11 protein-coding genes are annotated in these 15,475 nt (G+C 35.6%); 9 read left to right on the top strand and 2 right to left on the bottom strand.

Annotated features, from left to right (window positions below; genetic code table 11):
• Window positions 1-483: 483 nt before the first annotated feature.
• From AC106S_RS15275 to AC106S_RS15315, 9 genes are all read left to right on the top strand, one after another.
• On the top strand, window positions 484-1,824 hold the full coding sequence (locus AC106S_RS15275; protein ID WP_482440316.1) for a tetratricopeptide repeat protein: 1,341 nt from the start codon (window positions 484-486) through the stop codon (window positions 1,822-1,824).
• A 2-nt stretch (window positions 1,825-1,826) separates the two neighbouring features.
• Window positions 1,827-3,002, top strand: coding sequence for a lamin tail domain-containing protein (locus AC106S_RS15280; protein ID WP_482440318.1), 1,176 nt, complete (start codon window positions 1,827-1,829; stop codon window positions 3,000-3,002).
• Window positions 3,003-3,004: 2 nt separating this feature from the next.
• Window positions 3,005-9,775 carry an RHS repeat-associated core domain-containing protein gene (locus AC106S_RS15285; protein ID WP_482440319.1) on the top strand — a complete coding sequence of 2,257 codons (6,771 nt, stop codon included), beginning with the start codon at window positions 3,005-3,007 and terminating at the stop codon, window positions 9,773-9,775.
• Window positions 9,776-9,790: 15 nt separating this feature from the next.
• Window positions 9,791-10,483 (top strand): hypothetical protein, encoded by a 693-nt coding sequence (locus AC106S_RS15290; protein WP_482440321.1) that lies wholly within the window; start codon window positions 9,791-9,793, stop codon window positions 10,481-10,483.
• 240 nt (window positions 10,484-10,723) lie between these two features.
• Entirely contained in the window at window positions 10,724-11,257 is a 534-nt protein-coding gene (locus AC106S_RS15295; protein WP_482440322.1) for a hypothetical protein, read from the top strand.
• Window positions 11,254-11,865 carry a hypothetical protein gene (locus tag AC106S_RS15300; protein WP_482440324.1) on the top strand — a complete coding sequence of 204 codons (612 nt, stop codon included), beginning with the start codon at window positions 11,254-11,256 and terminating at the stop codon, window positions 11,863-11,865. Before AC106S_RS15295 ends, AC106S_RS15300 begins: the two co-directional genes overlap by 4 nt.
• Before the next feature lie 128 nt (window positions 11,866-11,993).
• Window positions 11,994-12,665: a hypothetical protein gene (locus AC106S_RS15305; RefSeq protein ID WP_482440326.1), complete on the top strand. Its 672-nt coding sequence runs from the start codon at window positions 11,994-11,996 to the stop codon at window positions 12,663-12,665.
• 96 nt (window positions 12,666-12,761) lie between these two features.
• Window positions 12,762-12,905 carry a hypothetical protein gene (locus AC106S_RS15310; protein WP_482440328.1) on the top strand — a complete coding sequence of 48 codons (144 nt, stop codon included), beginning with the start codon at window positions 12,762-12,764 and terminating at the stop codon, window positions 12,903-12,905.
• Window positions 12,906-12,927: 22 nt separating this feature from the next.
• Window positions 12,928-13,485: a hypothetical protein gene (locus tag AC106S_RS15315; protein ID WP_482440329.1), complete on the top strand. Its 558-nt coding sequence runs from the start codon at window positions 12,928-12,930 to the stop codon at window positions 13,483-13,485.
• A 192-nt stretch (window positions 13,486-13,677) separates the two neighbouring features.
• Here the strand turns inward: AC106S_RS15315 and AC106S_RS15320 are convergent, their stop codons facing one another.
• Both AC106S_RS15320 and AC106S_RS15325 read right to left on the bottom strand, forming a co-directional pair.
• Complete coding sequence (locus AC106S_RS15320) at window positions 13,678-14,919, bottom strand: hypothetical protein (protein WP_482440331.1); 1,242 nt, start codon at window positions 14,917-14,919, stop codon at window positions 13,678-13,680.
• 147 nt (window positions 14,920-15,066) lie between these two features.
• Window positions 15,067-15,423, bottom strand: coding sequence for a hypothetical protein (locus AC106S_RS15325; protein ID WP_482440333.1), 357 nt, complete (start codon window positions 15,421-15,423; stop codon window positions 15,067-15,069).
• Window positions 15,424-15,475 lie beyond the last annotated feature (52 nt).

Raw genomic sequence — 15,475 nt, forward strand, 5'->3', positions numbered from 1 at the left:
CATTTTTACCAGCCTGCCGCAATACCCTAAAAGGGTAATTGACTTCATGTCCGTTTCTTCTTAAATTCACATTCACACTTCAGGTAATAGTTCTGAAGAATGGATATACTTACTGTTTTCTATCTTAAAATATGTACTATGGCGAAAATAAAAAAGCAAGGACATTTTTTGGACTTGTAAACTTCTGGCTTTCATGAAATATGGAAAAGGCCGGCCTTTTGGGGCCGCTTTTATTTTTACCAATCTGATTTTTTATCTACATATTCAATATTATTCTGATTTTTTTAAATGAAAGTGTTTGTTAATGTGTGATTTATGATATGAATTAAAAATATTTTAACAAAATTACCCACCGTGTTGTGAAAGATGAAAAAAATATTATATTTGCCATCAAGGGGAAGTCAAACAATTGAATTTACAACCTTCGTGGTAGAAAAATACAGGCCGTGAGATCCTGTCTTCCCTTTTTTAAATAAAAACCCAATGATAACCAGAAGAAAATTTATTGCACTAGGCTCTCTAGGAGTACTCTCCGTAATTTTCCCTAATTATTTATTGTCAGAAAACAAAAACTTATCAGGTTTTCTTGATGTGAATGCATTATTGAAAAATGCGAAAGTTCTCAGAAAACAGGGTAACAGCAGCCAGGCAAAACAGATTTATCAGCAGATCATTTTACAGTACCCCAATGAAATCCGGGCTTATGACGGATTGAGAAAGGTTTTGCTTGCCCAGAAAAAAAAGGAATGGGAAGTGATATTGATGTTCAAATCCGCCCTCCTTCTAAATCCTGATAATCTTGAGATCAAGCAAAGGCTGTACAGGGAATACTTTAATGCGGCTTTGGGCAATAAAAAAATTAAAAAGGCTATTAATTTCAATGGAAGATTACTGGATGACATTAGGCAGAAATATGAGACTTTTGTTCAAAAGCATCCGGATAATAAGAATCTGCAAAAGCAATTTGTTAAAATTAAAAGATTGCTGGACTGTAATGCCGATTCACAGAATCCAAACAGTAATATATCTTTAAAGATTCACAGGAAAAGTCAATATAAAAATTTCAAGAAAAGGTTTGAAGATGTTTCCAACTCAGAACTGGAAACAAAATTAAATATATTGCTGGCGAAACCTGCTTCTCCGGACAGGAAACAGCATATCAGAGAGCTTCATAGCCTGATTGTGCAGAGGTACAGAAAAGAAAAAAATAACCAGGAAGCTCTTAATAAAGCTGTTGCTTATTATAACAGCATCGATAAACAGGATCCTCTTTTTCTAAAATATATCCGGGATCTTTCAAAGCTTCAGAAAAGATTTGATCTTTTAATCAGCATTGAAAACCAGAACCATGCTTTAAAAAATACATTTTGGTCCGGTATTGCATTGCTGGATGTTCATTTGAAAAAAGCAGAAGACCAGAATGCTCCCGTACCCTCACAGCTCAACCCGCTGCTTCAGTTTTTAGAAGCTGATGTGGATAGTCCCGATAAGAAATTTGAGCTCAACACCCGGAAAATAAAACTTGATATTCTCAGAAATCAGACGGATGCGGCCAGAGATAAAATAATGCTGCAGTGTAGGAATATGTTTGGGACTTCCAATACCCATTCTATTGACAGGATGAACGTATTGATAGCAAAATATTACGCGAAAAACGGTGATACGGAAGGGAAAAGCAAAATCCTGAATGTGGTTTTCGATCCTAAGCCATACTTCGGAAGTGCGGATCCCCTCATCAAATCAATAGCCCTGATGAATCAGAACAGGGCTTCCGGAAAACCTGTACATCTGCAAAATCTACAAAAATTAATAAATAAGCTATGACAATGAAATCAACTGCTTGTTTTCTCCTGTTCCTTTCAGGGCAGCTTTTCTACTCCCAGTTGTTGATTACGGAAGTATATTACAATACACCCTATAATGAAAAACTGTATTTCAACAAAAAAATAAACGGGGTTCCCACCTCTGAACTTATGGATGCTAAAAAACATCACCGGGGAGAGTTTATAGAAATATATAATTACAGTGATAAAGATGTTAATCTCAAAAACTGGTATATAAAAGATCTTCTGAAAACGTTCTGGCTGCCCGAAAAGGTGATTAAGAAAGGTGAATTTATGGTGATTGCCTACAGTACCTTACCTTCCAATACGACTCCTTTCACCGAATATTTTAGTACAACAGCAGGAAAAGAGAACCAGATTATCTTACAGGATGATATTATCCTCAGAAATAAAAGAGAGGAAATAACCTTAGGATATACCTTTAATGGCTACAATTTCCTTAATAAGAGCAGATATATGTGGGAGTATATTGATGAGCCTGCTCCTAATTTTATAAAAAATATTTATCAGGATCCTTCCCAGTTCTATTATATCAATTCTTTACAATACAATCCTAATACTTATCCGCATATCAACTATGAAGCCGCACCCAATCCGCTTTCTGCCAATTACGTACCTGCCACACAGAGCTACGATGATATTGTAAGAGATGATTTTCAGCAATACTATTCCTATTTGGACTGGAGCGAAAACGTTAATCTTTTAGTGGATAAAACATGTCCTGTTACGATTGAAAAAATTTCCCAAACTCCCAATGAATCAGGCACAGGCAATGGAAGTTCCTGTTTTACTTATGACAGTGCCGGTAATTTAATTGCAGGAGGCGGATGCACCAGTGAGAATATGCCGGATACCGGATCATCCGGGCTTTCTGCGGATGAGCTGGAACTCATAAAAAACAGTATCATTATATCTCCCAATCCCACAAAAGCATCAGATTCCTATAATGTAACACTTACATGGAATGGGCCTGCCTTAAATAAAATAAATAATATTCAGGTATTTAATTCATCAGGAACAGCGGTTTATGGTTTTGCTCCCGGAGCGGGGGTTAATACCACCACTTTTAACCTTCAGAATCAGCTCCCTGGAGTGTTTATCGCAAACTTTATACTTAGTACGGGGCAGGTTGTGTCTAAAAACATCTTAAAATGGTAAAAATGATGAAGCGAAAATTATATTTTTTAAGTGTATTTTTTTCAACTTTTTTGTTGCTGAAGGCGCAGGAAACGCAGGAAATTCCATTACAGTACAGTACGGCCGGATATGCGGAGAATACAACTTCCGGTTCGCTGGGAAAAACAACTCCCGATGTACTGGTTCCTTCTGTTAAAGCCGAAATGAATGTTAATGAGTCCGGCGCTCTTACCTATATTTTACCCATAGAAATCGTAAAAGGTGTACATAGCTTTCAACCTAATATCTCACTGGCGTATAATAGCCAGAGTGCTAATGGCCAGGCGGGATGGGGCTGGAATATCGTAGGGCTTTCTTCCATTACCCAGGGAGGGAAAAGTAAGGAAATCGACGGAATTACCATGGGGGTACAGTTTGACAGTACAGATCCTTATTACCTGGACGGGCAGAGATTAATCAAAGTTTCCGAAACCAATTATGCTACCCAAAGATTTTCCAAATTAAAGATCACCAAGCAGACTTCCGGGGAATTTTCTTTTGTGATTCAGTATCCGGATGGGAAAATAGCAAAGTATAAAGAATTAATTTCAGGGCAGCATTATATTTCCGTTTTTACGGACGCTTTCAGTAATGAGATTCATTATACCTATCAGGTTGAAAACAACATCCCTAATATTATAAAAATATCCTATGGAGGAACAGCTCCTTCCAATGATAAATCCGAGATTAATTTTTTATATAAAGCAAGGAAAAAAAATATTCAGGTATACAGGAACGGGATTGCCTATACCAACTCAAAGGTTTTATACGAAATCAATTCAGGGACCACCTATACTTCTCCTTCGCTGTACCGGAAATATGCCCTGTCACATGATTTTATTGAAGATAACAGTGTGGAACGTCTGCGGACTATTAGTGTCAGTAACGAAAATGGGGAGACTTTAAAACCTCTTAATTTTAATTATAATACTGTAAACCAGGGAACAGTAAGAATCGTTTCCCATATTCAGACCGGACTGGGGAGCGTTACAGGTCTGGGAAGCGTGACAATGGGTGATTTTCTTGGAAACAATACCGAAAAAATACAACCTGTTTTCCAGATAAGGTCAGCTGCTGGCGGGTATGGATTAAAAGTAGGAGCGGGCGCAGAGTCTTTCCCTGTGAATATAGAAAATAACCATTCAGGAACCCAGCTGTTTTCCGGAAAAGTACTGGATTTTAATAATAAAATTACAGAAAAAGACCAGCTGATTAATGTCTATGAAAATATTACAGGAACCGGAGATCCTAATAGTTCCAACAATCCTGGCAACCAGCAGCTTAAAGATGAAGCTGTTTTTCAGGTAAAAAATCTCATTACAGGAGAGGAAAGAAAGATAACCGTTCCTTTAAAAGGAGGAATGATAGAGGTACAAAACTATATCCCGCCGGATCCTTACGATAATTATTCTTCCGGAAGCTATGAAACTTCCTATACCAGAGATCATACCCGGAGAAATTATGTTCAGGGAGATTTTAATAATGACGGGCTTGTAGACTTTCTTATTATCGAATCCCATAATGTGAACAGAACCGACCGTGTATATTGGGCCGAAATAGGAAAAACCAATTCAGGAACGGCTGTCCAGCTGAACCCGGTTCTTTTGAATGAAGGGACCATTTCTCTTTATAATAAAGATGTTTATCCAATAGAATTCGATGGGGATGGACTGCCTGAATTACTGACGGTAGATAAGTACACGGCAAAATTTACGGTATATAAAATTGATTTTGCAGCCAATTCTTTAAGAGCTCTGGTTTCTGATCAGACGCTTTCTAATTTTGGAAGTGATACCCCTCTTTTTTTAGGAGATTTTAATGGAGACGGCCTTACCGACTTCCTTACCCCGCAAAAAGTATATGCGATTCCTGAGGATGACAATTCCGGGGTTAAGATGGGAAATACCTATTTCCAGATGCAGACGGAAGCTTTACTTTGGTGGAAGTATACAGGGAATGGTAAAACTTTCATAAAAAACCAGGAAGATTATACCCAGCAGAAAATTGCCTATTTAAAACCATCGCAAAGTAATTATATCAAGAGATCTACTTTCTGGCAGAAATTCTGGAACGGAAAACCGGACGAATATGCGTATACAAGGTATTCCACACATAATATTATCATTACCGATTTTAATAATGACGGACGTTCGGATATTATTACATTAAATAAAATAGGATCTGCAAAATATAATGTGGATGGCTCATTATCCAATGTTCCCATTAATAATCTCAGCAATATATTAACCCGGATGCCTTCTCCGCTGAATTATCAGGTTTTCAATTCTGATATTACCAACCGGATGAATTTTTATGAAAATAAAAACCTTCAGGGGGGAACTTTCCAGATGCTTACCTCCTATTCAATAGAAAATAAAAAAATATCGCCATTATCACTTATTGTTTCTGCCACCAATTTTGATTACCTGAATACATCAAAAACAGGGGTCTATATTTATGATCCTCTCGGGGGGGACCCTTTTAGCTATCAGGGAGAGTCCACAAATATTACGATAGACAATAGTAATTTTCTGGAAAAACAGATTCAGGAAGTCAATAATGGGACAGATGTCGTGCAGAGGGTCGACTACAGGAATATGATTACAAGCCCGAACAGCACTGAGTCTACCTATCTTTATAAAGCACAGGATTTTAAATATCCTTATTTCATCCATCAGGCCAATCCGGTTCTTTATATGGCCCACAAAATACATACGGTTTTTGACGGAAAGATCCTTTCTAAAGAGTACCGATATGAAAACGGGATACAGCATTTAACTGGAAAAGGATTCTTAGGATTTCAGAAAACATACACCAGTGATGCCTATGAATCTGAAATCAAAAACGGGAAATATGTTAATAAATACCCTGCAAGAGCTGTTTTCTGGAATATACTGACCGGAGATCCTGAAATGGACAATGTAACGGTGAAATCAACCTATGGAGGAATTAATAAGTTTTTCACCGAAAATACGGTAACCAATAAAAAGTACGATAAGGGCAATCATCAGTATTTAATATTATCTACGGATGAGGTTTCAAAAGACTACCTTAAAAAAATTACCATCAGTAAAAAATATGAATATGACGAAAATGATGATCTGAAATTAAAAACAGCCTATACAGATTATAGCGGTGTGGGATCTTCTATATCAAAGTACACGTACAAACCTGAATTTTCAAACGGGAACCATTATTTCTATGGTAAAATATCATCCGTTGAAAATACAACCTATAAAGACGGCCTGTCTTTTACGACCCGCGACGAATCTGATTATTTCCAGAATGGAAATGTTTCCGAAACCAGGAAATACGGAAATCAGTCCAACGCTTCACCTGTTGTCAATACCTACACCTATGACAGTGCCGGAAATACGAAAACAGAGACCGTATCTGTGGCCGGTATCGCTCCACAAACCGTCACCTATGAATATGATGCCACCAACAGGTACGTCAATAAAACCATTACCCCGGACGGGCTGTATTCAACAGCCAATATTAATGCGCTGGGCCGTACAATCTCTGAAGTATCTTCATTAGGATTAACGACTTTCTATACCTATGATACCTGGGGAAATATTACTGATATAACAGATTTTCTAGGAAAGAAAACCACCATTTCAAAATCTGTTGCTGATGCGTCTTCCGGAGGAGTCTATAATCTCCATAAGAAAAGAGAAGGAGGAGTAGAGACCATCGTTACATTCGATAAATTCGACAGAGAAATTCAGTCTAAAACCCAGTCTGTGAACAATAAATGGATGGTGTCAAAAACAGAGTATGATGTTTTAGGGAGAAAAATAAAAATATCGGAATCTGCCTTTGAGGGAGAACCTGTAAAGTGGAATACGATAGAATATGATGAGCTGAGCCGGCCTGTAAAAAATATCGCTTTCACCGGAAAAGTGATTACCACCTGCTATGAAGGGATGAAAGTAACCGTAGATGACGGCTACAAAAAATCTTCGAAAACACTGGATGCCATGGGGCATGTAGTAAGACAGCAGGACCACGGAGGAGTTTTAATATTTTCCTATTATCCTAACGGCACCCTGAAAGAAACCAATTATGAAGGAATAAAAACAAAATTTGAAATTGACGGCTGGGGAAATAAATCAAAAATGACCGATCCTTCCGCCGGAACTTTTACATACGAATATGACGGGCTGAGCAGGATTACCAAAGAAACGAACCCGAAAGGATACACCCTTTATACCTATGATGATCTCGGAAGACCTCTTACAGAGAAAACCTATGGAAATACCCCTGCCGAAAATACCAATATTGAGAAAACCTATACATATAATGGCCAGACAAAGCTTCCCGAAACCATTACAGGAACAAGTAACGGAAACACCTTCACCTATACCACCTACTATGACCAATATTACCGTATAAAAGGCAAAAAAGAGGAAACTCCTGATTTCACCTACACCTCATCCACTACTTTCGACAGTTTCGGAAGAGAGGATGTTGTAAATATTTCTACTTTTTTACCTAATTCTAATTACACTTCTGTTTCTTCTGTAAAAAATGTATATGATACCAATGGGGTTCTTATTCAGCAGAATAATAATGATACCGGAGCAATGATATGGCATCTGTCGGATATCAATGCACAGGGGAAAATTACTCAAATGGAATATGGTAACGGATATACGATAACCAATCAGTATAATCCAAGTGATTTTTCTCTTTTCAATACCAAACACCAGAATACCACTAATGGAAATGTTGCTCTTGATATAGATTATAATTATGACGTTAATAAAGGAGTTTTAAACTGGCGCAGAAATAATACGTTCGGCAAAAAAGAAAACTTTACCTATGATAAACTGAACAGGCTGCTGAGCGAGACCGTTAATGGTGTTTTAACGAACGAATATACTTATGACAAAAGAGGGAGAATAACATCCAATACAGAACTCGGAAAGTATAATTATAATGAAAGCGACTATAAGCTTCAGGGGATTAATTTTAATGCCAACGGCCAGAATGTGAATACCCAGAGAGGTTTTGCCACAATTACTTACAATGCTTTTAAAAGCCCGAATACCATTACGGGTAATAATGACGATATAAGCTTTAGCTATAATATCCTGAAGTCAAGATATTCAATGAATTATAATTATTCGGTAAGCCGGAAATTTTATACTTCCGATTTTGCTGTGGAAATATCGACAGTCAGGAACAAAATATCAGAAAAAGTAACGATTATTACCTATGTTACCGGAGACCCTTATTCGGCCAATTATATTAAAAGAGAGGTGGTCGACGGAGGCACGCTTACCGAAAACGGAAATTATTTCCTTCATCGTGATAATCTGGGAAGTATTCTTGGCATTACGAAAGCGGACGGATCTGTAGTAGAGAAGCGCTTCTTTGATGCATGGGGTAATTTGAAGGCTTTAACCAATACTTCAGGGCAGTTAATTACCGATCAGCAGCAGCTGGCTTCAGGAAATCTGTTTTTAGACAGGGGATATACAGGGCATGAGCACTTATGGAAAGTTGGGCTGATCAATATGAATGCCCGTTTGTATGATCCTGTAATGAGAAAGTTCCTAAGCCCGGATAACCTGGTTCAGGACCCTTTCAATACCCAGAATTATGACCGGTTTGGTTATGTATACAATAATCCTCTTTTATACGTAGATTTGGATGGTAATGAGATTTCTTTGGGCGTAGCGGTTGTTATTGGGGTTGCCGTTGCCCTTACCACGAAAGTCATTATCAATATGATCAATGGAATACCAATCTGGTATGGCTTAGGAAAATCTGCCTTTATGGGTGCCGTTTCCGGGGCGATAAGCTTTGGAATTGGTTCTGTGGCTACTTCGGCGTTTCAGGAAGCGGTCTCGATAGGAAAGGCTTTATTTGAAGCCGGGATGCATGCTTATACAGGCGGGATCATGTCCGCGCTGGATGGAGGCAGTTTTGGGGCAGGGGCATTAAGCGGAGCCATTTCTTCTATCATGGCAAGCAGCATACAGGGATTAGGTACAGATTTTGGTGCTTCAAAAGCAGCCGGAAAAATGGTGTATAATAATTTTGGAAAAGATTTAATGAAAACCACAATGATTGTTACCGGCGGTTTGAGTGGAGGAATAAGTGCGGCTATTGCAGGAGGAAACTTCTGGGACGGTTTTAAACAGGGGATTATTACGGCTGGATTGAATCATGTGGCACATATGACATTATCGGGAGGAAATAAGACTTTATCCGATTATGAAGAAAAAATAAATGAGAAATTGGATAGAAGAATTGCCAAATTGAATAAAAAAATATCTGATAACCAATCGAAAATTAATAATTCTACTAATGAAAATAAGATAGCAAATTTAACAGAGAAAAATATAGAGTATAATAGTCAAGTTACTGAATTAAATCAAGCCAAGTCAGTATTAACTTATTTACTTAGTGCAGAAAATTCATTTAATGTTTCCGTTGTTCGTGGAACAACATCAGTAGGAGATTTTCAAGTATATGGGACTGTAAGATGGGGCGAAAATGCTAATAGTTTAATTCTTAACCATAATGGAGTTAATACTATTATTCATGAAATGATTCACGTCTATCAAATATCTACAGGAGCATTTCGATATACATCATTTGTTGCTGGAGAAAGAATAGGTTTTTATGGTTATGGAGCAGAAATCGCAGCCTATAGAGTGTCCTATAGTCTGACTGGTTTAAGTGGAATTAATAATATTAACAATATTAATCAAGCATATATACAATCGAGAGGGTATTAAATTAAATTTAAAAAAATGAAAAAAATATTTTCGCTTATTTCGCTGTTTTGGATTATAATATTACTATCCCAAAATACTTTAACTGGAACATATCGAAGTAAAAAAGGGTCTTTGCTAAAAATAAATTCCAATAATACCTTTTTCTATCAAAAAGAGAGCATGATTACTCATGATGTTGTTATACATGAAATTAAAGGGTTTAGTTTAGGTAAGTTTAAGCAAGAAAAAGATTTATTAGTATTACAAACTATTTTTAATCAAAAAATTGCGGACTCTATAATTAATAAAGGAATCCGCATAAAAGAGGAGCGTAATATTGATAAAGATTCTGTAGAAATAATATTAAATCCTGTAAATAACATGTTAAAAGTATTTATTTGTGGAACAGGAATCGAATATAGATATAACAACAAAGATTTTAGTGGTTGTTATTTACTAAAGGACAGAAATATTGTTCCCGTTTTCTCATCTAAAGATTTCTATTTCCGGATATATCCAAATATTGATAATCCAATTATCAGAAGTGAATATCATATTAATACTATGTTTTTTGATACAAAAAAATTTAGTAAAAATGTTAATAATAACTTAGAAATAAGTATTGTATTTGATTTGCTTAATTTCTCAATGATTTCTTTTGATGGAGAAACTGTTTTGATCGGAAATAATAAACTATCTTTTTTAAATGAAGATTTCTTTAAAGAATAAAACGGTTAGTGATTAAAGATGTATTGAAGACTCTCCATATACAGGAAGCCAAAAGTTTGTAAATAATGATGGTTATCTTGTCTTGATATCATTTTCTTTTTGCAGAATACAATCCCGGAACTTTAAAAGCTATGATAGTTACATCAGGAGATTTAAGCGGAGGGGATCAGCTCAACAATTGCAGGAGGAAATTTCTGGGATGGTTTTAAACAGGGGATTATTAGTGCAGGGTTAAATCATGTGGCGCATATTGCTGCTACACCCTCTGATCTTGAATATAGTGATAAGTCTTTGACTGAATGGGTAAGAGAGACTTTTAAAGGAGTAGAAGGCGCAGACAAAATAAAAGTTAAGACGGGCAAAGCACCTAAAGGAAGAGTCTATCAGGACGGGAAAATATATGGGAAAGATAAATATGGTAATTATACGGTCCATGAATGGGGAGTACAAGATGGAAATAAACTTTATATTTCTCAGCATACATTTGACCAAGGGATTCAATGGCTCTATTTAGTTACAGGACATGAATTAATGCATTATTCCTTTGATCTATTATTTCCGACCGTAACAGCAGCATATCAACATGTTACTATACTTGATTGGCAAATAAAGCAACTAGAGTCATGGGGGATTAAAGACGGCTGGGTGTTTAAACAATCTGAAGGTCCATTAAAAAATCTTATGAATACTTACCCAAAAGCAATGGATAGTTTGATAAAAAACAGTAAGACATGGGAAAATACAGGAATGAAACTAATTAATAATATACCATGAAACATATCTTTATTACAATTTTGATATTTATTCTTTCCTTAAACTTTAGTTGTATAAGTTGGGAGAAAAAGAATCAATCAGATTGTGCAACAGAGTATTTAAAATATTATAACTATAATAATAAGAAAGTACTAAATGAAATTAATTATATGTCTAATCTTAAGGAGATAGACAATCAATCATTAAACTTTTATTTGGAAAACGGAGTAAATTCTGAAGAAATTAAACAGGATCAGATTATAACTTTACCAAGAAGTGAGTTTTTTAATAATTCTGATTTAATAGGAAATATTTCAATTTATGTTATGGGATACATTGGAGATAATAATATTAAACAATATGTAGTATTAGAAATAAATGTAGGAGAGCAGAGTCCATTATATATAATTAATCAGGTTAACAATAAAATTAAATCTGCTTTTTTGGCTTATTCCAATTATAGTACGGGTTTTAGTAGTGAATCTATTGAAACAAAAAGGCTATCTAATTTTGATTTTCAAGTAAAAGTTTATTATACTTCCGATACAAGTAGCAAAGCAAATAACTGTAATTACTTGCTCACGCTATCTAATGAGGGATATTTTACAAATACTATTAATCACGAATAGTGTATGTATCGCTCTAGAATTTTATAAAGCTTTAGTATTCTTTAGAAAAAGGTTTTTCAATCCTTTTAATTAGTAGTGTCGTTTATACATGCCTGGTTAAAATTGTATATAAATTTAAATATGTATAGGTGAAATATTTATTCATAACACTATTTGCATTTCAATTCTCATTCTGCCAGAATGATATTGGTATAAAAATCATAAATGACACTATTAAAAAGGTGTCAATTTATGATGATAACAATATATTATTAGAACTACGAAACAATTCTAATAATAGTTATTCCATTGTACTGAATCCTTTAGGGTTTAATACATCACTGGATAATTATGTAGAGCCTGTTTTTACAGGTTTGTTGGATTATGATATTTCTGAAAATAATGCTTTACTAACTCCTTTATATGGTCTGTATAATTCAGATGGGTTTCATGATCTTATTCGTGGAGATGATTATGAAACCTTTAAAAAGAAGTATGCTGATCATATTAAAGAGCCTGATGTTGATATTGCTTATCAAATTTATAAGAATACCATTTTTTTAGCCCCTAAAGAAAGAAAGGTTTTTAGTATAAAGATTGATTTCCCAATATATAAATCAAAAGTTGATAAGACTACAAAGTTTTATGATTTGAAAAATAATCATTTTTATAATTTAGAAATTTCTTTGAATAACCCCAAAGAAGTCCTAGAAAGATATTTTATTGCACCAGAAACTCATCTAAAAAAAGCTAAAATATTTACAGGAAAGATACATTCAAATAGGGTTCCTTTAATTTATCGAGTATATAATGACAAATAGTTAGTATTTACTATCTTTTTAAGTATTCTGATTAGGAATGAATACAGATTATATTTATAGATGGCTGGTTAATATTCCTCAACTCGGAGAGAATTAATGAAAACCACCATGATTGTTATCGGCGGCTTAAGTGGAGGAATCAGTGCGGCAATTGCAGGAGGAAATTTCTGGGATGGTTTTAAACAGGCGATTATTAGTGCTGGGTTGGAAAATATCATATTGTCCGTTCAATACATTTAATCTATTTTTTAAATTTTATGTGATGAAAAATATGGTTTTAAAAAATGTATTTATTATTGTTCTATTTCTCAATATAAAAGTGGGATCTCAAATATTGGTAAATAATGATCCATGCTTTCAAATTTATTTGGATAAGGAATTTATGATCAATGATTCTCCTGCTTCATATCATAAAAATTCTTTTATATTGATTAATAATACAAATAAAAATTACGTCATCAATGCCCGTGGATTTATGGGAAACTTCGGAGACGTTTATAAAAACGGAGAGAAATTAACTCCTTATTTATTTCGCCCTCCGTCTAAACCTGCGGATTGGGGTGAAAAAGAATGCAGGGATAATATTCTGATAATACCTGCAAAAAAGAGTATTAAAGCAGTATTGCACCTTTCTGCTTTGAGGGGCTGGTATAAAATATCAGATGACGCTGATTATATAGTTGACTTTGAAACGAAACATACTAAAGAATCCCCGTATTACTATGGCTGTGAAAAATATGTAGATAGTCTGATCGGTAAAGGATATAAAATTTATGAGGGAATGCTTAGAGGTAAAGTAAAATTGATTCCGGAGAAATAAGACAGCTTTGCTGTACCCGCGGCTTTAGGTATTAGCATAAGAAGAACTATGTGACCAAACTTTGAGATAAAGCATGAAAAAGCTAATATTCCCGATAGCTTTTTCGGCTTGTTTAAACCGGAAAAAATTCCGTTAATAACTGGTTAAAGCAATAGCAATGATTATTCTCTGAAACATAGGATTACTGAGAAATTATCTGTTAAACGGATATTCATTAATCCAGTGAAAACCACGCTTGTTGAGCAGATAATCTTCCTTTTTCTTTATTTCTGTTTCTATTCTTACGGTGTCGTTACCGATATTTCCTGTAAAAATAACGTTGTCTTTTTGAGTATGATAATGCAGATAAGCATATCGGCTGTCGCGTTCTGTTCTACGGAGTGTAAGTGTATTTTTTTTAGGATCTGTAACACCCACAAATGCTTCAGTACTGTCATTGTTAAGTACTACATTTGCCCGGCCGGAATAGCTGATGATCAGTTTTTTCCATCCTGTGGAATCGGTTTTGCAGGGCGGTATTTCCTGATTGTTTACCTTAAATTTTTTAACCGTATATGCGCCCTCCAGTGGTACGGAAGGAGGGGTGTAGAACAGCATTGATGAAGAACTGAATATAAAAAAAGCTACTACCAGGCATTTCAGGCCAATGAGGGTAATGCGCTTCCATCTTTTGTCGGCTGTCCGTTTTTGGAAGCGTAACTGAGACGGCTGATGCAGAACAAAAAAACGGTACAGTGCAATGGCATCGCCACTTACAATGAACACACAGAATAAAACAATATGACTGGAAAATATTTTTACAGGTACATCGTAAAAAAAGTTCAGCAGAGCCACATTGATCATCACCGTCATGGAAAAAAGTGCACCAAAGGTTTTGGTCCGCCTGAAAAGAAGTAAAAGTCCCCCAACAGTCTCCAGCAGCCCGGAAACAAAGGTATAGCCTTTGGAAGCCCCCATCATCGCCCATACCATCCCCATAGGTGACATGTCTCCGACTCTTTCTTCCAGCCGCCCTATTGAATTGGCGGGAAACTGTCCGTTATGCAGTTTTGCAAAACCGTAAGAAATCATGATCATAGCTACATAATAGCGCGCCACAACTACCGTAAACCAATGAAGATCTTTAAAGGTCCGCTGTTTTTTATCGGCAAGAAGTATAATGAGTGCGGCTGCCGCAGCTAAACCAACGTTGACAAACACTACCCAGTAATCCAACGAAGTGTCGCCACTGCCGGTCATTGTTATATATTCTACCTGCTGTTGCTGAAAAATATTTTTACACAACCATAATACCCCGTTTTTATATAATCTCTCTAAAGGCGAAAACTGCGAAGTGAATATAAAAAGATACACATAAGAAATAGCATACAGATGCAGGAAACGTAACAGAGCATTGCGCTTTCTTTGATGGGGAAAATGGGCAGCATTGTCCATGGCAGTAATATTTTTTTAAAGGTAATAAAATTGAGTTTACGAACAGCCTGTGAAGGTGATCAGAAAAAATCAAGACAGCACTGATTATTGTGCTGTCTGTTACGTTTTTCAGAGCCTTATAGAGATACAGTCTGCTGGATGACGGGGTTATTCAAAGATAGATGAACAGTCGCTTCCCACAGCTTCCACTTTTTCTCTTATACCCATTTTTTCAGCCTGCTTGATAAGTTCTTTAGGGGGTGCCTGCCCGGATTTTAAGCTATTCAGTTTATAAAATACTTTAAGTTCTTCAAGACTTAATTTTTCACCCAGATCTTTTGTAAAACAATCCGCAAATTTTTCAGACTTTTCTTTAGAGGTACCGTCTTTCATTGTTTCTTTAGCAAGATTATTACGCATTGTCTTTAGCATAGAAGCTTTGGTTGCTGTGGATTTAGACTGTGCCATTGCCAGCTGAGTACTCCCTAAGATCATAATGAAGGAAGCAAAAAAAAGTTTTTTCATTGTTATTTAGTTTAAGCACCAAAAATAAGGTTATTTTATGATAATCAAATAC

The sequence above is a fragment of the Chryseobacterium sp. FR054 genome, assembly GCF_056844565.1.

Bases quoted from the DNA above. Each gene is read 5' to 3' on its own strand.
- AC106S_RS15275 (WP_482440316.1), top strand. From the start codon at position 484: ATGATAACCAGAAGAAAATTTATTGCACTAGGCTCTCTAGGAGTACTC.
- AC106S_RS15280 (WP_482440318.1), top strand. From the start codon at position 1,827: ATGAAATCAACTGCTTGTTTTCTCCTGTTCCTTTCAGGGCAGCTTTTC.
- AC106S_RS15285 (WP_482440319.1), top strand. From the start codon at position 3,005: ATGATGAAGCGAAAATTATATTTTTTAAGTGTATTTTTTTCAACTTTT.
- AC106S_RS15290 (WP_482440321.1), top strand. From the start codon at position 9,791: ATGAAAAAAATATTTTCGCTTATTTCGCTGTTTTGGATTATAATATTA.
- AC106S_RS15300 (WP_482440324.1), top strand. From the start codon at position 11,254: ATGAAACATATCTTTATTACAATTTTGATATTTATTCTTTCCTTAAAC.
- AC106S_RS15310 (WP_482440328.1), top strand. From the start codon at position 12,762: ATGAAAACCACCATGATTGTTATCGGCGGCTTAAGTGGAGGAATCAGT.
- AC106S_RS15315 (WP_482440329.1), top strand. From the start codon at position 12,928: ATGAAAAATATGGTTTTAAAAAATGTATTTATTATTGTTCTATTTCTC.
- AC106S_RS15320 (WP_482440331.1), bottom strand. From the start codon at position 14,919: ATGGACAATGCTGCCCATTTTCCCCATCAAAGAAAGCGCAATGCTCTG.
- AC106S_RS15325 (WP_482440333.1), bottom strand. From the start codon at position 15,423: ATGAAAAAACTTTTTTTTGCTTCCTTCATTATGATCTTAGGGAGTACT.